This is a genomic window from Tropicimonas aquimaris, assembly GCF_042676185.1.
In the GTDB taxonomy this organism is placed as follows: Bacteria; Pseudomonadota; Alphaproteobacteria; order Rhodobacterales; family Rhodobacteraceae; genus Tropicimonas; species Tropicimonas aquimaris.
Genome location: NZ_JBHTJT010000038.1, coordinates 112,186 through 130,988, shown reverse-complemented (window position 1 = coordinate 130,988; position 18,803 = coordinate 112,186). Strand labels below are relative to the sequence as shown.

The following is an 18,803-nucleotide window of genomic DNA, read 5'->3' as shown; positions in this document are numbered from 1 at the left end:
CTCGGCGCGCGGGGCAAAACCAGTTTGGGGATTATCCAATGCGTATACTGGACAACGTGCGGCTGTCGGTGAAACTGCCCTTGATCGTGGCCTTGCTTTCCGCTGTCGCGATCTCGCTGACAGCAGCGCTCGGATGGCTCGACATGCGGCGGCAGTCCGTGGAACAGTCCCGCTTTGCGCTCGAACTGGCGACCCATGCCCGCGCGGCGGAGATCGAGGCGTTCTTTGCCGATACCATTCTCGACGTCAGAATGCAGGCGGGCCTGCCAACCACCGCTCAGGCCGCGATGGGGCTCGGCCTCGGCTTTCACTACATCGACGACGCGGATCCGGTTGCCACGGTCCGCAGGCTCTATCTGGAAGAGAATCCCTATCCCTCCGGCGCGCGCGAGCGGCTGATCGATGCCGGAGACGGATCGGAGTATTCCCGAAAGCACGCGGCCTTCCACGACCAGTTTCTGAAATACGTGACGCTGCACGGGCTGCGGGATTCCTACCTGATCGATCCTGAGGGATTCGTCGTCTATTCGGTGCGCAAGGCGGACGAATTCGGAATGAACGTGGTAACGAGCCCGGCGGCGGCTGGTCTTGGCGAGGTATTCGACGCGGCGATGGCGGCCGATCCCGGACAGGTGGTTCTCTCCGATTTCCGGTATTTCGAACCGGCCGGGGACGCACCTGTGGGCTTCACGGCGGCGAAGGTTGTCGGTCCGCAAGACACTTTGCTCGGGGTCCTGGTCACCCAGGTCTCGCTTGAGCCGGTCAACGCGATCATGCAATCCGATCTCGGACTGCCCGAACGCACGGAAACTTATCTGGTCGGTCCGGACGGCGTGCTGCGAAGCGACTCTCGGCTTGTCGCTTCCGCGATGGCCCTCCGGACTTCCGCGGAAGGGCCCGCTGTCGCCGAGGCTCTGGCCGGCAAGACCGACGTGGTCGAGCAGAGCACCTTCTCCGGCGAACCGAGCCTTGCCGCCTTTCGTCCGGTGGAAGTCTCCGGAACGCTATGGGCCATCGTCGCGGAGGAACCGATCGACGTGTTGTTTCAGTCTTCCCGGGCCTATCTCGGGAACGTCGCGATGAAGACGGCCGGCCTCCTTGCCCTGATCTCCCTCATCGGATGGCTGCTCTCGCACGGGATCTCCCGTCCCCTGCGCCGTGTCGAGGCCGTGATGGGTCAGGTTCGCGACGGGCAACTTGAGTGCGCGGTTCCCGATGTCGCCCGAAAGGACGAAGTCGGTGCGATCACCCGCTCGCTGGAGGACTTCCGCAAGGCCCTGCTGGTTGCGCGCGACGTCTCCCTCGATGCCCAGGCCAAAAGCGCCGCGCTGACTGCCTCGTCCGCGCCGGTGATGATGCTCGGGCGCGATTATCGCATCGGATTTGTCAACGAAGCCCTCGTTCGGATGATGGAAGAGCATGCAGAACCCATGCGCGAGACCTATCCGGAATTCGATCCCTTAAACCTTGTCGGACAGACGATTGAGGTCTTTCATCCGGATCCCGACCGTCTGCGCGGCATCCTCGACGATCCAGAGGCCCTGCCGTGCACGATCAACATGCGGGTCAGCGACGTCCGATTCTCCCTGGTCATCAACGCGATCCGCGGTGATGACGGCGGCTACATTGGAAATGTCGTGGAATGGCAGGACGTGACGGAGAGCCAGCTTCAGCAGGCAATCCTTGACACGATCGAAGAGCACATGGTCACGGCGCAGATCGACCCGGACGGACGGATCCTGAGAGTGAACGGAAATTTTTCCGATGGCGTCGGCGTCCAGGAACCTTCGCTGATCGGCAAGAACGGCTTGAGCCTCATTCGGTCCGAGCACGACTCGGACGTTTCTGGCGATGCCGTTCTGGAGCGGTTGGGGCGCGGTGAACCGGTCGCAGGCAGGTTCCGTCTGATCTCCGGCGAAGGCGCCACGCGATGGATCGAAGGCGGGTTCAACCCTGTGCTCGATATGGACGGCGCTCCGATGCGCCATCTGTTCATGGGCACGGACACCACCGGGTCCGCGGAGGAAATCGCCCGTGCCGAAGCGGTCCGCTCCAGGATGGAGGCCGCCCAGGCCCGCGTTGTGGAAGAGCTGAAGGTGGGGCTGGACGAACTGGCCGATGGCAACCTGACAGTCGAGATCGAAGACCCCTTCGATCCGGAGTACGACCGGCTGCGGCGCGACTTCAATGCCTCGGTCTCCCGGCTGCGCGAAGCGATGTCCCGGGTCGTGACGAATGCTGGCGCGATCCGCAGCGAGGCGGACGAGATCAACGCGGCGGCGGAGGATCTGTCGCGTCGAACCGAGCGCCAGGCGGCCACACTGGAAGAGACGGCCGCCGCGCTCGACGAACTGACGACCAGCGTCCGCGGCGCCGCGGATGGGGCGGCGCTCGCGGATAAGGTGGTCGAGGACGCGCGCGCCGACGCCGAACGCAGCGGCAGCATCGTCGAGCAGGCCGTCGACGCGATGGGCGAGATCGCCACCTCGTCTCAGCAGATATCGAAGATCGTTGGCGTCATCGACGACATCGCCTTCCAGACCAACCTGCTGGCGCTGAATGCCGGCGTCGAGGCGGCTCGCGCGGGAGAAGCGGGCCGTGGCTTCGCCGTCGTTGCCTCGGAAGTGCGCGCGCTTGCGCAGCGCTCGTCAGAGGCCGCGCGCGAGATCAACGATCTCATCACGTCAAGCGGCGACACGGTCGAGCGCGGCGTGGAACTTGTCGGTCAGACCGGCACGGCCCTGAAGCGTATCGTCGAGAGCGTAAAGGGCATCTCAGGCCATGTCTCTGAAATTGCCGTATCCGCGCGGGAGCAATCGACGGGGCTTCTGGAAATCAATGCCGCGGTCAACCAACTCGACCAGGTGACGCAGCAGAACGCGGCGATGTTCGAGCAGACGACCGCCACCAGCAACGCTCTGACCCGCGAAGCGGAGGCGCTGGCGGAGACGATGATGGGCTTTCGAACCGGCATCGAACTGCACGTTCAGGCCAAGGCTTTGCATTCGAATTCCATGGTTCCGGAGGCCGCGACCAGGGTGCCGCCGCCGGCGCGGCTCGCAATCGCGAGCGGATCGACCATGCGCGCGGCTCGGGTCGACCCCGATGACGACTGGGAGGAATTCTGAGTATTCGGCTGCGAATGCAAGTGGTGCAGGACATAGGAAACGGGTCCGGGATGACTTTGAAACGCGTCGTGATTGTCGACGATTCCCCGTCGATGCGCAGTCTGATCAGGCAATGCCTTCTCAGGGATGGTCGGTTCGAGATCGCCGGCGAAGCGTCCGACCCATATGACGCCCGCGAAATCATTCGTCTGACAAGCCCCGATGTCCTGACCCTTGACGTGGAAATGCCGAGGATGGACGGCCTGACCTTCCTGGAACGGCTGATGCGCCTGCGCCCGATGCCGGTCGTGATGCTATCGACCGAGACCCACCGCGGCAGTTCTGCAGCCATCGACGCGCTGGAACTTGGTGCGGTCGACTGCATCGGAAAGCCGCGCGCCGATCGCCCGGATACGCTTGCCGATCTGGCGGAGCGCGTGTTCGTGGCCTCCGAAGCTCGACTTCCCGGGGCCTCCAGGCCCGAGTTGCGGCCATCCGGGAATTTCCGGTGGAATGGCAGGATCGTTCTGATCGGGGCGTCGACTGGTGGCGTCGACGCGCTGGAGCGGGTGTTGCTGTCGATGCCACGCAATGCTCCGCCGATTCTCATAGCCCAGCACATGCCGGGGCCGTTTCTGGCGAGCTTTGCGGAAAGGCTCGCGCGGCGAGTCGCCCCCAACGTGGCTTTGGCCCGTGGCGGTGAGCAGGTTCTTCAAGGGCAGGTTCGCATTGCTCCGGGCGGGGAGCATCACCTTGGGCTGCGCGCGTCCGGGAAGGATGTGTGGTGCGATCTGGTTGCCGACGGCAAGGTCAACGGTCACCGGCCGTCGGTAGACTACCTGTTCAACTCTGCGACATCCTTCGCGCCCCTTGTGGTGCCTGTCCTGTTGACTGGCATGGGGCGGGACGGCGCGGAGTGCATGCTGAAGCTGAGCAAGGCCGGGGCCAGCAGCATTGCGCAGGATCGAGATTCTTGTGTCGTCTACGGAATGCCGCGGGTCGCAGCCGACCTCGGCGCGGCCCGACGTATCCTTCCGCTCGGCCGGATTGCCGAGGCCATACTGGAGGAAACCTCCGCCCCCGAAGCGGGGCGGACGCGATGAGTACCTCATGCGACACACATCATATCGGCCAGGGCGAGATGGTTGTCTCATCGAGCCCCGACGCCATGCTGACTGCCGTGCTCGGCTCCTGCGTGGCTGCATGCCTCTGGGATCCAGCCCCCGGCATAGGGGGGATGAACCACATCCTGCTTCCGGAAGGGGCAGAAAGCGACATGCGGCGTACGCTTTATGGAACAAACGCCATGGAACTGCTGATCAACAGCCTGTTGCAGGGGGGAGCCGATCGCTCGCGGCTTCGCGGAAAGCTCTTCGGTGGAGCGCGGATGATGCAAGGGCTCGGCGATATAGGCGCGAAGAACGGCCGGTTCGCGGTCGAGTTCTGCAAGCGCGAGGGGATCGAGGTCGTGGCCATGAGCCTCGGTGGCACCGGCGCCCGCAGAGTGCAATTCTGGCCCTCCAGTGGCAAGGCGCGCCAACGTGTTCTTTCTGATGCCTGGGTGCCGGAAACCCCGCCTCGTCGGGACATTCTGCGCAGTTCCGACGTCGAGCTTTTCTGAGAAGCTGACCAAGGGGCCAATTCCGGTGGCCGCGAAACCGAAGGGCTGTTGGCGCTGCTCAGGCGGGCGAACAGTCCGACGTTTGGCGTTCTGTCGAAGGCGCGTTGATCTCTGCGTCGAGCGACAGGGAACCGGCCCCGTGCCATGCAACCCAGACCACCGACTTGCAGCCGGGACGGAGGATGCGCCCGCTCGGGAGCGGACTTGCACCCCGGGAAAGATCCGTGGCGGTCGATATGCGTGAGCTCGGTCGCAAGGCATTGCGGCGCCGCAGGAATTTCCCGCCAGGCCGCGCATTTCGCTGTCCGTCCCGATCATTCGAGGGTAGGTCTGGTCGCGTTCGAGACCAACCGGGAGCCGCCCGCATGACCCACTCCACCCTGATTGCCATCGGCAAGTTTCGCGAGACCGACATCGACGCCATGCGTGCGGATTACGATCTCCATCTCATCGACGATGCGCGCAAGATCGCCGATCTGCCAGCGCAGGCTAGAGCGGCACGGGCAGTGGCTTATTCCAGCCATTCTCCGATTACGGGTAAAGACATGGACCTGCTGCCAGGGCTGGAGATCATCGCGCATTTCGGGGCCGGTTACGACTCGATCGACGTGCCGGCGGCGAGCGCGCGCGGGGTCAAGGTGACCAACACGCCGGACGTGCTCAATGACGACGTGGCCGACCTGGCGGTTGCGATGTTCATCATGCAGGCCCGCGAGATGAATGGCGCCGATGGCTGGGTGCGGTCCGGGCAATGGGCGGAACGCGGGGCGATGCCGCTGGCCCGCAGCGCGAGCGCGCGCACGGTCGGGATCTGCGGCCTCGGGCGGATCGGTCGCGAGATCGCGGATCGGCTCGCCGCGATGAAATGCGAGATCCATTACCATTCACGTTCGCCCAAGGACGTGCCCGAGGGCTGGACCTATCACGCCGATCCCGTGGCGCTGGCCAGCGCGGTCGACGCCTGTTTCGTCGCGCTCGTCGGCGGGGCGGAGACGGAAGGTTACGTCAGCGCGGCGGTGATCGAGGCGCTCGGGCCGACCGGCGTGTTGGTCAACATCTCCCGTGGGTCGACGGTGGACGAGGCGGCGATGCTTGACGCGCTGGAAAACGGCCGGCTTGGCGGTGCGGCGCTGGACGTGTTCCTCGACGAGCCCCACATCGACCCGCGGTTCCGGGCGCTAAAAAACGTGCTGCTGGCCCCGCATATCGGCTCGGCCACGGTGCAGACCCGCAACGCGATGGGCCAGCTTCAGCGCGACAACCTGGCGGCCTTCTTCGCCGGCAAACCCTTGTTGACGGCCGTTAACTGATCATATCAGACGCCGAGGTACCGTTCGCAGAGGTCGGTTGTGAGGTCGGCCATTGCGCCATCGAAAACCTTGCGTCCCTTTTCCAGAACGATGGCGCGTCTGGCGAGGCCGCGTAGCTCTGCGAGGCTCTTGTCGACCACCAGCGTCGTCAGCCCGCTGCCGCCCGCGACCACCTCGATGGCGGCCCAGATTTCCTGCCGTATCAGCGGTGCGAGGCCTTCGGTGGCCTCGTCGAGCAGCAGGAGTCGCGGGTTGGTCATCAGCGCCCGGCCGATCGCCAGCATCTGCTGTTCGCCGCCGGAGAGCGATCCGGCGCGCTGGCCCAGGCGCTCGCCGAGTCGCGGGAAGAGCTCGGTGATGCGGGCGAGGTCCCAATGGCCGGGGCGAGCGGCGACGACGAGGTTTTCCTCCACCGTCAGCGGCGCGAAGCAGCGCCGTCCTTCGGGCACCAGCCCAAGGCCGAGCCGTGCGGCTTCGTGGGCGTCGAGCCGGGTGATGTCGTGCCCGTCGAGGTGGATCGCGCCGTGGGTCAGCTGTTGCAGGCGGCAGATGCTGCGGATCGTGGTCGTCTTGCCCATGCCGTTGCGGCCCATCAACGCCGCGATCTCGCCTTCGGCGAGGTCGAAAGACAGGTCGAACAGCACCTCGGCCGGCCCGTAGGCGGCAAAGATATCCCGCAGGCTGAGGAACGGAGCGCTCATGGTGCGGCCTCGCCGAGATAGGCGCGGCGGACCTCCCGGTCGGCGCGGATCTCGTCGACCGTGCCGGTGGCAATGAGGCGACCGCCGGCCATCACGCTGATCCGGTCCGCCAGAGCAAAGACGGCGTCCATGTCGTGCTCCACCAGCAGGATCGGGGCCTCGTGGCGCAGGGTGTCCAGGAGGTCGGTCATCTCGCCGCTGCCTTCCAGCCCGAGGCCGGCCATCGGCTCGTCGAGCAGGAAGACCCGGGGCGCCTGTGCCAGCGCCATCGCGATTTCCAGCCGCCGTCGCTCGCCATGGGAGAGGTCGGCCGCGCGATCCCGTTCGCGCCCGGCGAGTCCGGCGCGCGCGATGTGGCCACCGGCGGGCTCGGTCAGGCGCGTATCGTTCAGTACCCGGCGGAACAGGCCGAAAGCGCCGCGCTCGCGCCCGACCAGTGCCAGCAGCACGTTCTGCAGGACGGTGAATTCGCTGGCGACGGACGACACCTGGAAGCTCCGCGCCAGCCCAAGGCGAGCCCTTCCGGCGACGTGGAGAGTCGTGACGTCGTGACCGTCGAACAGGACCTGACCGGAATCGGGGCGAAGATCGCCGGACAATTGTTTGATGAGCGTGGATTTTCCCGCGCCGTTCGGTCCGATCAGGGCGTGGATCTCGCGGCTCCGCAGATCCAGCGAGACGGCATCGGAGGCCACCAGCGCACCGAAGCTCTTGCAGAGGCCGCGTGCCTCGAGGATTGGGTCAGTCATGGGTCTGATCCTTCGCAAGCGCCCCGATCAGTCCGCCGCGGGCGAACAGCACCACGCCAAGCAGGATCAGGCCGAACCAGAACTGCCAGAACTCGCTGAGCCCGCCGAGCCAGTGCTCCAGCAGGAAGAACAGCCCCGCGCCGGCGACCGGCCCACAGAGCCTCCCCACGCCGCCGAGGATGATCAGAACGATCAGCTCGCCGGAGGTCTGCCAGCCCAGCATCGCCGGGCTCACGAATCGGTTGAGGTCGGCATAGAGCGCGCCGGCAAGCCCTGTGATCGCGCCCGAGAGGATGAAGGCCAGGAGGCGGACCTCGAACGGCCGGATGCCGAGCGCCTGCACCCGTTCCGGGTTCTGCCGCGCGCCTTCGAGCGCCAATCCGAAGCGCGCGCGGTGGAGGCGGTGGAACAGCCAGAGGGCGACGAGCAGCAGGGCGTAGCAGAGCCCGAAGAAACTGATCGGGTCCATGGTGTTCAGGCCGGGAAAGTCTCCGCGAAGGTAGAAGGGCAGCCCGTCTTCGCCGCCATAGGTCGGCCAGGAGACGGCGAAGTAGTAGAGCATCTGGGCAAAGGCCAGCGTGATCATGATGAAGAAGATGCCGGAGGTGCGGAGCGACAGCGCCCCGATGGCGGCGGCGACGAGCGCGGCCACAAGCACCGCGAGGGGCCAGAGCACCAGCATCTGTGTGGTGCCCGCCACCTCCACCGGCCAGGTGAGAAACGGCTCGTAGTTCCTTGCATGACTTGCAAGAATTCCGACGACGTAGCCGCCGACGCCGAAAAAGGCCGCGTGGCCGAAGGAGACCAGCCCGCCAAGCCCGAGCGCCAGGTTCAGCCCGACGGCAGCCAGCGCGAAGATCGCGATCTTGGTGGCGAGCGTGATGGTGAAGGGGGCACCCTGGATCTGCGCCAGCACCGGCACGGCGAGAAGCGCCGCGAGCAGCGCGAGGTTGAGGTAGCGTTCGCGGATCATGCGCGCACCGCACCAAAGAGGCCGCTCGGCCGGAACACGAGCACGCCCGCCATCAGCAGGTAGATCAGCAGCGAGGCCAGCGCCGAGCCGACCGCGTTGGCCTCCGATGGAGGCAGGAAGGCGGCGAAGACGACCGGCAGCAGGCTGCGGCCCAGCGTATCGGTCAGCCCGACCAGCAGCGCGCCGATCAGCGCGCCCTTGATCGAGCCGATGCCTCCGATCACGATCACCACGAAGGCAAGGATCAGGACCGGTTCGCCCATGCCCACCTGCACCGATTGCAGCGTCCCGACGATGGCCCCGGCGAGTCCCGCCAGCGCCGTGCCGAGAGCGAAGACGATGGTGTAGAGCCGGTCGATATCGACGCCGAGCGCCGCGATCATCTCCCGGTCAGCCTCGCCGGCGCGGATGCGGATGCCCAGCCGGGTATGCCCGACCAGCCAGAACAACCCCGCCGCCAGAGCAATCCCGGCACCAATCACCGCGAGGCGATAGACCGGGTAATCGATGCCGCCGGGCAGCGCGACGGCGCCGGACAGGAGCGGCGGCACGTCGAGGTAGAGCGGGAAGGAGCCGAAGAGGTAGCGGGTGCCTTCGGAGAACACCAGGATCAGCGCGAAGGTCGCGAGCACCTGGTCGAGATGGTCCCGGTCATAAAGCCTCCGGATCACCAGCATCTCGACCAGGATACCGGCGACCGCCGCCGCCGCGAGCGCGGCCACAAGGCCGAGGAAGAACGATCCCGTGGCCATCGCCACGCCCGCGCAGGCAAAGGCCCCGATCATGTAGAAGGAACCGTGCGCGAGGTTGATCAGCCCCATGACCCCGAAGACGAGCGTCAGCCCGGCCGACATCAGGAACAGCATCATGCCGAACTGAAGCCCGTTCAGGACCTGTTCGAGAAGCAGGGAGAGGCTCATGCGGTCGCGGGCTCCGGCGTCACGTCGGGCGGCAGCGGCAGGCCGCGCGCAGGGGCGCGCGACCGGCTTTCATTCAGACTGTCGTGCAACAACGGAATCCCGGGGTCACATGCTGCATTCAGCGGCGTAGGCGTCGACGTGGTCGACCAGCACCGGCTCCAGGATCCGGTTGGTCAGCACGTCACCTTCCTTGACGACTTCGCGGACGTAGATGTCCTGAATCGGGTGCTGGTTGGCGCCGAAGGAGAACTTGCCACGGACGGAGGCGAAATCGGCCTCCTTGAGCGCCGCGCGGAAGGCGTCTGCATCCGTTACATCGGCCTTTTCGGCAGCGGAAACGAGCAGCATGGCGGTATCATAGCCCTGCGCGGCGTAGAGCGAGGGCAGGCGGCCGTATTCGGCGAGGAATCCGTCGACGAAGGCCTTGTTGGCTTCGTTGTCGATGTCCTTGTTCCACTGGGAGGTGTTCTTGACGCCGAGCGCCGCATCGCCCACGGCGCCGAGAATGCCCTGATCGAAGCTGAAGGCGGGGCCGATCAACGGCAGCTCCACGCCCGAGCCCGCGTATTGCTTGACGAAGGAGATCCCCATCCCACCGGGCAGGAAGAAGAAGATTCCGTCGGCCTCCGAGGCGCGGATCTGAGCGATCTCGCCGGCGTAGTCGGTCTGGCCGAGCTGGGTATAGATCTCGCCCACCACTTCGCCTTCGTAGAAGCGCTTGAAGCCGTTGAGCGAATCCTTTCCGGCCGGGTAGTTCGGGGCGAGGATGAACGCCTTGGTGATGCCCGCTTTGGTAGCATAGGCGCCGGCGGCCTCGTGCAGATTGTCGTTCTGGTAGGAGACCGAGAAGTAGTTCGGGTGACATCCCTTGCCGGCCAGCGCAGAGGGCGCGGCGTTGGTCGAGAGGTAGATCTTGCCCTGTGCGGTCGCCGCCGGCACCACGGCCATGGCGAGGTTTGACCAGACGATCCCGGTCAGCACATCGACGTTCTCGGACTGGATCATCTTGTCGGCCAGTTGCACCGCCACGTCGGGCTTCTGCTGGTCGTCCTCGATCACCACCTCGATGTTGTCGGCGCCGGCCTGTTTCAGAGCGAGCAGGAAGCCGTCGCGGGTGTCGATGCCGAGGCCCGCGCCGCCGCCGGACAGCGTGGTGATCATGCCGACCTTCACGTCGCCGGCAAAGCCAGTGCCGGCCGCGAGGATCGCCGCGCAAGTGGTCAATGCGCCGAGAATTTTCATCTGTTGTCTCCCGTTGGTGTTGGTCCGGTCGTTTCTGCCGGAGGTTTCGTGCAGAATGCCCGGATCGCGGGAAGGGTCAACAAAGCGCCGCGAGATTTTCACCGAAACCCGGCGCCGAGCACGAAAAAACCGGCGTGACGGGGCACGCCGGTTCAGGGAGCGGTCTTTTCGCGAGCTCAGGTGATTGCAAGCACGCGGGTTTTCGGGAAGCGCGAGGTGATGGCCTCGCCGAAATCAGCAAGCGCGGTGTTGGGCACCAGCGCCACGATGGCACCGCCCCAGCCGCCGCCGGTCTGCCGCGCGCCAAGCGCGCCCATTTCCAGCGCGCCGGAGGCGATGGCATCGGTTTCCGGCACGGTGATCTCGAAATCGTCGCGTTGCGAGGCGTGGCTGTCGATCATGAGCTGCGCGAAGCGGGCCGCATCGCCCGTCCTGAGCGCCGTGACGCCGTCCAGCACCCGCTGGTTGTCGGTCACGATGTGGCGGGCGCGTCGGCCGAGCAGCGGCTCGATCGCCGCGATCCGCTCGAGGTCTCCGATGCCGAGGTCGCTCAGGAGGTCAACGCCGAGCGCCTTGCAGGCGGCGTTGCACTCGGCCACCCGGGTCGCGTAGCCGTCCGCGGTGAGCTGATGGCTCACGCCCGACTCCACGATGACGAAGCTGTGGTCGGGCAGGGCTGGCACGGTTTCGTGGTCGAGGGTGCGCGTGTCGAGGAAGAGCGCGGTGCCTGGCTCGCCCACGGACGAGGCGAACTGGTCCATGATCCCGCAGGGCATCCCGACATAGCCGTTCTCCACCGCCCGGGCGCGGACCGCGAGATCGACCGCTGACATCCGCTTGGCGTAAAGCGCCGTCACGGCCCGCAGCGTGCCAACCTCGAGCGCCGCCGAGCTGGAGAGCCCGGCGCCCATGGGAAGGGTGGTAATCAGCGCAATCTGCACGCCGGTTTCCGCGACCTCGGGCTCGGCCACCGCCTTGAGGCTGCCCAGCACATAGTCGGACCACTTGCCGACGGCGTCCTCGTCGATGTTACGGGTTTCCGCATCGTGGAAGGTGTCCGAATAGGCCCTGACCACGCCCGGCTCCGGCCCGCGGCCGATCGCAACCCCGACGCCGAGCCCGCGCAGGGCCATCGGCAGGACGAATCCGCCATTGTAGTCGGTATGTTCGCCGAGAAGGTTCACCCGCCCCGGCGCGGAGGTCGCCACTTCGGGCTGTTTCTTGAAATACTGCTCGTAGGCCGCGGTCACACGTTCCGCGAGGGCCTTGTCTGTCACGGTGTCGCTCACGCAGCGCCCCCTTGATCAGTATTGAGACGGTCCTTGTAATGCAGATCCGGTAGCGCCCGCAGGCGCTCGGCGGCGCTTTCCGCGGTCAGGTCGCGTTGCGCTTCGGCCAGCATCTCGTAGCCCACCATGAACTTGCGCACCGTCGCCGAGCGCAGGAGCGGCGGGTAGAAATGGGCGTGGAGTTGCCAGTGATCGTAGCGGCCCTCGCGCGTCGGCGCGCCGTGCCAGCCCATCGTGTAGGGGAACTCGGTCTCGAAGAGGTTGTCGTAGCGGGTGCAGAGCCGCTTGAGCAGGTCGGCGAGCGCGTCTCGCTCGGTGCCGTCGAGGTCGGGAAGCCGAAGCACATGCCGCCTGGGCAGAACCAGCGTTTCGAAAGGCCAGACCGCCCACCAGGGCACGACGGCGATCCAGTGCTCGTTCTCGACGATCACGCGCTCCTGCTTCGCCGCCTCGGCGGCGGCGTATTCAACGAGCAGGACCTGACCGGTCTCGGACAGGTGCCGGGCCTGCATTCCATCCTCGGTCGCGACCTCGTTGGGCAGGAAGTCGGAGGCCCAGATCTGGCCATGCGGATGCGGCTGCGAGCAGCCCATCACGGCCCCCTTGTTCTCGAAGACGGCGACCCAGTCCCATTTGGCGCCAAGCTCCTCGACCTGGCCCGCCCAGGCGTCGACGACCTCGCGGATCGCGGGCACCGGAAGCTCGGGCAGCGTCAGGTCATGGCGCTCCGAGAAGCACATGACGCGGGCGGTGCCGCGCACGTTGTCTGCGCGGAACAGCGGATCGCCAGTGGTGCCGCCCTCGGGGCTGTCGGTCAGCAGGGCCGGGAAGTCGTTGTCGAAGACATAGGGCCCCTTGTAGTCGGGATTGACCGCGCCGCTGTTGCGGGTGTTACCGGCACACAGGTAGCATCCGGGATCGTGTTTCGGCTTCTCGTCGCCGGCCGTCGCCTCCTGCTGGCCTTGCCAGGGTCGTTGCGTGCGATGCGGCGAGACAAGCACCCACTCGCCCTTGAGCGGGTTGAACCTGCGATGCGGAGCATTGGTCGAGACCGAACCTCTGTCCATGACTGTCGTCCTGTATTCGTGGCACCTGCGGCGTGCCAGTGGGGAAGTCTGTGCGGAATCGCGGGGGGCAATGAAACCGGCCCGTCCTCCACACGGCGCATGTCGTGCGACCGCTTGCGATCCCTGCGCGCCCACGCTGATCCTTCAGCCCGGTCTCGGGCGGTATGAAGGGGCGCGTCTTCCCTGGCGCAGGGGTCTTCGATCAGTCACTTGCGCGGGTAGCACAGGCCATTTGACCGCGCAAGGCGGATGGCCGGGGCGATCGGCGAAAGAGGCACACATTCGGAAAAATCCAGATGTCGCTCTGCGGTTTGATCCGCATCAATGCAGGCCCGCGGGAGGGGGCTAGGGTCGGCCGCGTTGGCGAGCCCGGGCAATGGGGTCCGACAACGCCACACATCGGGAGGAGGATGCCGATGTCTGAGGAGGACAGGGTGCCGGGCGCGTCTGCAGCGGCCGTTTCCACGCCGGGTGGCAAGGCGGATCGGGGCGGCGGCTTTCCGGTGGTCGATCGCCAGGATTTCTCGGAGACGACATTCCTCCTCGAGGTCAGTCATCCCCAGATGGCCCGCGCGGCGCGTCCGGGACAGTTCGTCATCGTCATGCTGGACAATCACGGCGAACGGATTCCCCTGACAATCGCCGATTTCGACCGGGAGGGGGGCACCATCACGCTGGTGGTTCAGGCGGTCGGCAAGTCGAGCCGCGAGATGCAGGCCCGGATGGTGCCGGGGGCGCGGCTCTTCGGACTTGTCGGGCCGATGGGCATTCCCAGCGAGATTTCGGATGCGCGCAAGGTGATCTGCGTCGGCGGCGGGCTCGGCGTGGCGCCGATCTATCCGCAGGCGCGCGCCTTCAAGGAGGCCGGCGCCTACGTGATCGGCGTGGTCGGCTTCCGCAGCCGCGAGCTGATCTTCTGGGAGCAGAAGTTCCGCGATGTCTGCGACGAGTTCGTGATCTGCACCGACGACGGCTCGGCCGGGATCAAGGGGCTGGTCACGCAAGGCATCGAGCAGGCGATTGCCGCGCATGGCGACATCGACGAGGTGGTGGCCATCGGCCCGCCGATCATGATGCGCGCCTGTGCCGAAACGACCCGTCCGCATGGCATCAAGACCATGGTGAGCCTGAACCCGATCATGGTCGACGGGACCGGCATGTGCGGCGGCTGCCGGGTGCGGGTAGGCGGACGGATCCGGTTCGCCTGTGTCGACGGGCCGGATTTCGACGGCCACGAGGTGGATTTCGACGACCTGATGGCGCGGCTTGCGCGCTACCGGCCGCAGGAGCGGGAGGCGCTGGACCGCTATGACGACAGCTGCCGCCGGCTGGCAATGGCGCCTGCGGGCGCACCAAGCGAGAAGGCGTGACAATGGCGCGAAAGACGATCCGGAGCATTCCGCAGGAGCGTGCCTTCATGCCCGTACAGGACCCGGCGGCCCGGGCGCGGAATTTCGAGGAAGTGGCGCTCGGTTTCGACCGGGAGAACGCGCTTCTGGAATGCGAGCGCTGCCTGATGTGCCCGCAACCGGCCTGCGTCGAGGGCTGCCCGGTCAACATCGACATCCCCGGCTTCATCGCGAAGATGATCGGCAAGGATTTCGAGGGCGCCTGGAACCACCTGACCGACTCGACGCTGTTGCCCGCGGTCTGCGGCCGCGTCTGTCCGCAGGAGGAGCAATGCGAGGGCGTCTGCCCGGTGGGCGATCGGCTGGAACCGGTGGCGATCGGGCGGCTGGAGCGCTGGCTGGGCGACCAGGCGATCGCCAACGGCTGGCGAAAGACCAGCCACATCGAGCCGGTGCCGTTCCGCGTCGGCATCGTCGGATCCGGCCCGGCGAGCATGGCCTGCGCCGCCGATCTCGCCAAGGCTGGCTGCAAGGTAACGATCTACGAGGCGCTGCACGCGCCGGGCGGAGTGTTGCGCTACGGCATTCCGGAGTTCCGCCTGCCCAACAGCGTGGTCGATGCCGAGATTGCCAACCTTGAGGCGCTCGGGGTCGAGATCCAGTGCAACACGCTGGTGGGGCGGCTCTTCACCGTGGAGCAGATGCTGGGCGAGATGGACTTTGACGCGGTCTTCATCGGCGCCGGCGCCGGCACGCCGCGCTTCATGGACATCCCCGGCGAGAACCTCAACGGCGTGCTCTCGGCGAATGAACTGCTGACGCGCTGCAACCTGATGCATGCCGGCGATTTCCCGAGCTACGACACGCCGCTCGGGCTGGGCAAGCGGGTGGCGGTGATCGGGGCCGGCAACACGGCGATGGACGCGATGCGGGTCTCCCTGCGGCTGGGCGCGGAGCAGGTGCATTGCGTCTACCGCCGCACCGAGGTCGAGTGCCCTGCGCGCAAGGAAGAGCTGCACCATGCACAGGAGGAGGGCATCCAGTTCCACTGGCTGACCACGCCCGTCGAGCTTCTGGGCGACGCCGAGAACAACGTGCGCACGATCCGCTGCCAGCGGATGGAGCTGGGCGAGCCCGACGAGTCCGGGCGGCGCCGGCCGGTGCCGGTGGAGGGCAGCGAGTTCGATTTCGAAGCCGACACCGTGGTCTACGCCATCGGCACCTCGCCCAACCCGATCCTCGGTCAGACCTCAAAGCTCAGGCTCAACAAGTGGGGCTATATCGACACCGATGCGACCCTCGCCACCTCGCTGGCCGGCGTCTATGCCGGCGGCGACATCGTGACCGGGGCGGCGACGGTGATCCTGGCCATGGGGGCAGGGCGCAAGGCGGCAGCGAGCATCCGGTCCTACCTGGGGATCCGCGACAGCGCGGTCGTCTATGCGCCAGACCGCGTCGGGTTCGACAACAGCCTGTTCGGCATCGAACTGGCAGAGAAAAACTTTACCCATGTTCAACTGGTGTAACGAGGCGGAGCAACGGTAATGACTTTGAATGGCAAGAACCACGAGGCCGATACCGCCACGCTTTCCCGGCAGGACGCGCCGGGGCAGGTCGGGGCCGGCATTGGCCGGCCGGCCGAGGTGCTACAGGAGCATATCGTCGAGATCGTCAGCGATTCCGGCGAAGGTGCGCAACGCTGCGGCCAGTCTTTGGCGGCCATCGCTGCGCGGTCCGGGATGGGCATCTGGACGGTCGAGATCATCCCCGCCGAGATCCAGCCACCGCACCGCTCGGTCGCGGGCGCCAGCGGCAACCGGGTCCGCATGGCCGCTCATCGCGTTACCAACGTGGGCGACGAGGCGGATCTGGTCGTTGCCTTCAACGAGCAGGTTCTGCTGAGCCGGCTGCACGCGGGCGAGGTGAAGCCGGGCGCGACGGTCATCCTCGAGAACATGTGGACGCACGATCCGAATCCCGAGATCGCCCGCGCCTATGCCAAGGTGCGCGACGAGGTGCGGGCGGCAGGCTATCGGCTCTTCGAGGTGCCGATGGAGGCGGAGTGCCAGAAATACGTGCCCGACCCGCGGCGCGGCAAGAACATGTTCGTGCTGGGGATGCTCTGCGCGATCTACAGCCTCGATGCCGAACTGGCCCGGGCGCAGGTGCGCTTCGTCTTCGCCAAGAAGGACCAGAAGATCGTCGACGCCAATATCGAGCTGCTCGACGCGGGCCGCGCCTGGGCCGAGGCCAATCTCGACCTGCGCTACCAGATCCCAGCGCCGCCGGTAACCGAGCCGCAGGTGGTGATGAACGGCAACGCGGCGCTTGCGCTCGGCGTGGTGGCCTCCGGGATGGAGGTCTGCGCGATGTACCCGATCACGCCCGCGACCTCGGCCTCGCACTACCTGTCGAGTGTCTTCGAGAAGGTCGGCTGCGTCGTGCACCAGGCCGAGGACGAGATTGCCGCCGCGACCTTCGCCATCGGCGCCTCCTATACCGGGAAATGCGCGGTGACGATCACCTCTGGCCCCGGCCTGTCGCTCAAGCAGGAGGCCCTCGGGCTGGCAGTGATGGCCGAGATCCCGCTTGTGGTGATCAACGTGCAGCGCGGCGGTCCGTCGACCGGCCTGCCGACCAAGGTGGAGCAGGGCGACATGATGGCCGCGATCTTCGGCGGGCACGGAGATGCGCCGAAGGTCGTGATGGCGGCCTCCTCCATCGAGGATTGCTTCTATTCCGTCATCACCGCGCGCAAGATCGCGGAGACCTTCAACATGGTGGTGGTGATCCTGTCGGATGCGGCGCTGGCGACAGCGCAGCAGCCATACCCGCGGCCGCAATTCAACGCCGACTGGCTTGCCCCACCGGTGAACCAGAGCGCCGTGCCGGAGGATGCGCGCCCCTACGACTGGGACGAGCGCACCGGCATCGCAACGCGCTTCATTCCCGGCCAGCCAAACGGGATGCACTGCCTGACCGGGCTGGCGCATGACCGCGACAGCCATGTGGCCTACGACCCCGAGATCAACGAGGAAGGGCTGCTGAACCGTTCGCGCAAGCTCGCCGCCCTGCAGACCACCCTGCGGCTTGCGCCCGTCTTCGGTGACGAGAAGGGCGAGTTGCTGCTGATCGGCTGGGGCAGCACCCGCGGCGCCATCGAGGAGGCGGTGAAACGGCTTCGGGCCGACGGGCACAGGGTGTCCTCGCTGCACCTGAAGTTCCTGCAGCCCATGGCCTCCGGCATCGATGATGTGATGCGCCGGTTCGACAAGGTGATGACCATCGAGAACAACTGGAACGACCCGAAGGACGATCCGCTGATCAACGGAGACAACCGCCGCTTTTCGCACCTCGCGATGCTCCTGCGGTCCCGCTGGCTGGTGGATGTCGATTGCTGGGGCAAGGCGCGGGGTCAGCCGCTGAAGCCAGCCGCGATCGTCGACGCCGCGCTGGCGACACTGGGCAAGGCATAGGGGGTAACGATGACAGCTTCGATGAGTCAGTGCCTGATGCAGATGGTCCAGACGGACTATGCCATCTCCGATTACCAGAGCGAGATCGCGCCGCGCTGGTGCTCCGGCTGCGGCGACACCGCGATCCTGACCGCCATGCAGCGGCTCTGCCGCGACGAGCAATTGCCGCCGGAGAAGACCGTCAGCGTCTCCGGGATCGGCTGTGCCTCGCGCCTGCCGCACTACATGAACGCTTACGGGTTCCACGGCATCCACGGCCGCGCCCTGCCGATTGCCGAGGGGATCAAGATCCGCCGGCCCGACCTGCACGTCTTCGTCACCATGGGCGACGGCGATTGCTGCTCGATCGGGGCGGCGCACTGGCTGCATGCGATCCGCTACAACATGAACATGACCGTGCTGCTGCACGACAACAACGTCTACGGCCTGACCAAGAAACAGGCCTCGCCGACCTCGCCGCACGGCATGAAGAGCAACACCACGCCCTTCGGCGCCACGCTCAATCCGCTCAACCCGCTGACGGTGACGCTGGGCGTGTCGAACGTCTCCTTCGTGGCGCAGGCGGTAGACTGGATCCCGGATCTGCTCTACCAGATCCTGCGGCAGGCCTATCACCACAAGGGGCTCTCGTTCATCCGCATCCTGCAGCGCTGCCCCAACTTCATGGAGCACCGGTTCGACGACTGGGTGCGCGATCCGTCGAAGATGCGCATCCTGACCCACGGCGACGGGCTGCGGCTCGCCCCGGATCTCAGCCGGGTCTACAAGAACCAGGAAACGCACGATCCGCTGAACATGGAGCGCGCGCTGGCGCTGGCCGCGCTGGAGGGCGAGCTTCCAGTCGGCATTCTCTACCGCAACCCGAACGTGCCCTGCTACGACGAGTTGCGCGCCGGCGAACGGCCGAACACGCCGGCGCTGGTCGAGACGGTGCTCAACGAGGAATTCGACAAGGTCGGGATCTGGCCCGACGGCGCGGCCGCGCAGGTCGGGGAGTAA

Annotated in this window: 15 protein-coding genes; 8 read left to right on the top strand and 7 right to left on the bottom strand. The window is 66.4% G+C overall.

Annotated elements, in window-relative coordinates; all coding sequences use genetic code 11:
• Positions 1 to 38 precede the first annotated feature (38 nt).
• The 4 genes from ACFQ2S_RS17030 (at position 39) to ACFQ2S_RS17015 (ending at position 6,038) form a co-directional block, all read left to right on the top strand.
• The gene (locus ACFQ2S_RS17030; RefSeq protein ID WP_386076279.1) at positions 39 to 3,128 is read left to right on the top strand and encodes a methyl-accepting chemotaxis protein; all 3,090 of its coding nucleotides are present in this window, start codon (positions 39 to 41) and stop codon (positions 3,126 to 3,128) included.
• Positions 3,129 to 3,178: 50 nt separating this feature from the next.
• Positions 3,179 to 4,210 carry a protein-glutamate methylesterase/protein-glutamine glutaminase gene (locus tag ACFQ2S_RS17025; protein WP_386076277.1) on the top strand — a complete coding sequence of 344 codons (1,032 nt, stop codon included), beginning with the start codon at positions 3,179 to 3,181 and terminating at the stop codon, positions 4,208 to 4,210.
• Entirely contained in the window at positions 4,207 to 4,728 is a 522-nt protein-coding gene (locus tag ACFQ2S_RS17020) for a chemotaxis protein CheD (protein ID WP_386076275.1), read from the top strand. The genes ACFQ2S_RS17025 and ACFQ2S_RS17020 overlap by 4 nt, the downstream gene beginning before the upstream one ends.
• A gap of 365 nt (positions 4,729 to 5,093) precedes the next feature.
• Positions 5,094 to 6,038, top strand: coding sequence for a 2-hydroxyacid dehydrogenase (locus ACFQ2S_RS17015; protein WP_386076273.1), 945 nt, complete (start codon positions 5,094 to 5,096; stop codon positions 6,036 to 6,038).
• A 5-nt stretch (positions 6,039 to 6,043) separates the two neighbouring features.
• On the opposite strand, the gene ACFQ2S_RS17010 is transcribed toward ACFQ2S_RS17015, so the two are convergent.
• From ACFQ2S_RS17010 to ACFQ2S_RS16980, 7 genes are all read right to left on the bottom strand, one after another.
• On the bottom strand, positions 6,044 to 6,739 hold the full coding sequence (locus ACFQ2S_RS17010; RefSeq protein WP_386076272.1) for an ABC transporter ATP-binding protein: 696 nt from the start codon (positions 6,737 to 6,739) through the stop codon (positions 6,044 to 6,046).
• Entirely contained in the window at positions 6,736 to 7,488 is a 753-nt protein-coding gene (locus ACFQ2S_RS17005) for an ABC transporter ATP-binding protein (RefSeq protein ID WP_386076270.1), read from the bottom strand. Before ACFQ2S_RS17005 ends, ACFQ2S_RS17010 begins: the two co-directional genes overlap by 4 nt.
• The gene (locus ACFQ2S_RS17000) at positions 7,481 to 8,461 is read right to left on the bottom strand and encodes a branched-chain amino acid ABC transporter permease (RefSeq protein ID WP_386076268.1); all 981 of its coding nucleotides are present in this window, start codon (positions 8,459 to 8,461) and stop codon (positions 7,481 to 7,483) included. The genes ACFQ2S_RS17005 and ACFQ2S_RS17000 overlap by 8 nt, the downstream gene beginning before the upstream one ends.
• Positions 8,458 to 9,381: a branched-chain amino acid ABC transporter permease gene (locus ACFQ2S_RS16995; protein ID WP_386076266.1), complete on the bottom strand. Its 924-nt coding sequence runs from the start codon at positions 9,379 to 9,381 to the stop codon at positions 8,458 to 8,460. Before ACFQ2S_RS16995 ends, ACFQ2S_RS17000 begins: the two co-directional genes overlap by 4 nt.
• Before the next feature lie 105 nt (positions 9,382 to 9,486).
• Positions 9,487 to 10,623, bottom strand: coding sequence for an ABC transporter substrate-binding protein (locus ACFQ2S_RS16990; protein ID WP_386076264.1), 1,137 nt, complete (start codon positions 10,621 to 10,623; stop codon positions 9,487 to 9,489).
• Between the two features lie 176 nt (positions 10,624 to 10,799).
• The gene (galK, locus tag ACFQ2S_RS16985) at positions 10,800 to 11,912 is read right to left on the bottom strand and encodes a galactokinase (RefSeq protein ID WP_386076262.1); all 1,113 of its coding nucleotides are present in this window, start codon (positions 11,910 to 11,912) and stop codon (positions 10,800 to 10,802) included.
• Positions 11,909 to 12,979 carry a UDP-glucose--hexose-1-phosphate uridylyltransferase gene (locus tag ACFQ2S_RS16980; protein WP_386076260.1) on the bottom strand — a complete coding sequence of 357 codons (1,071 nt, stop codon included), beginning with the start codon at positions 12,977 to 12,979 and terminating at the stop codon, positions 11,909 to 11,911. The genes galK and ACFQ2S_RS16980 overlap by 4 nt, the downstream gene beginning before the upstream one ends.
• A 416-nt stretch (positions 12,980 to 13,395) precedes the next feature.
• On the opposite strand from ACFQ2S_RS16980, the gene ACFQ2S_RS16975 reads away from it, so the two are divergent.
• Genes ACFQ2S_RS16975 through ACFQ2S_RS16960 form a run of 4 tightly spaced genes read left to right on the top strand, consistent with a single transcriptional unit; the run spans position 13,396 to position 18,803 of the window.
• Positions 13,396 to 14,349 carry a sulfide/dihydroorotate dehydrogenase-like FAD/NAD-binding protein gene (locus tag ACFQ2S_RS16975; protein WP_386076258.1) on the top strand — a complete coding sequence of 318 codons (954 nt, stop codon included), beginning with the start codon at positions 13,396 to 13,398 and terminating at the stop codon, positions 14,347 to 14,349.
• Between the two features lie 47 nt (positions 14,350 to 14,396).
• Positions 14,397 to 15,854, top strand: a complete 1,458-nt coding sequence (gene gltA, locus ACFQ2S_RS16970) for an NADPH-dependent glutamate synthase (RefSeq protein WP_386076257.1) — start codon at positions 14,397 to 14,399, stop codon at positions 15,852 to 15,854.
• An 18-nt stretch (positions 15,855 to 15,872) separates the two neighbouring features.
• The gene (locus ACFQ2S_RS16965; protein ID WP_386076255.1) at positions 15,873 to 17,804 is read left to right on the top strand and encodes a 2-oxoacid:acceptor oxidoreductase subunit alpha; all 1,932 of its coding nucleotides are present in this window, start codon (positions 15,873 to 15,875) and stop codon (positions 17,802 to 17,804) included.
• Between the two features lie 9 nt (positions 17,805 to 17,813).
• The gene (locus ACFQ2S_RS16960; RefSeq protein WP_386076253.1) at positions 17,814 to 18,803 is read left to right on the top strand and encodes a thiamine pyrophosphate-dependent enzyme; all 990 of its coding nucleotides are present in this window, start codon (positions 17,814 to 17,816) and stop codon (positions 18,801 to 18,803) included.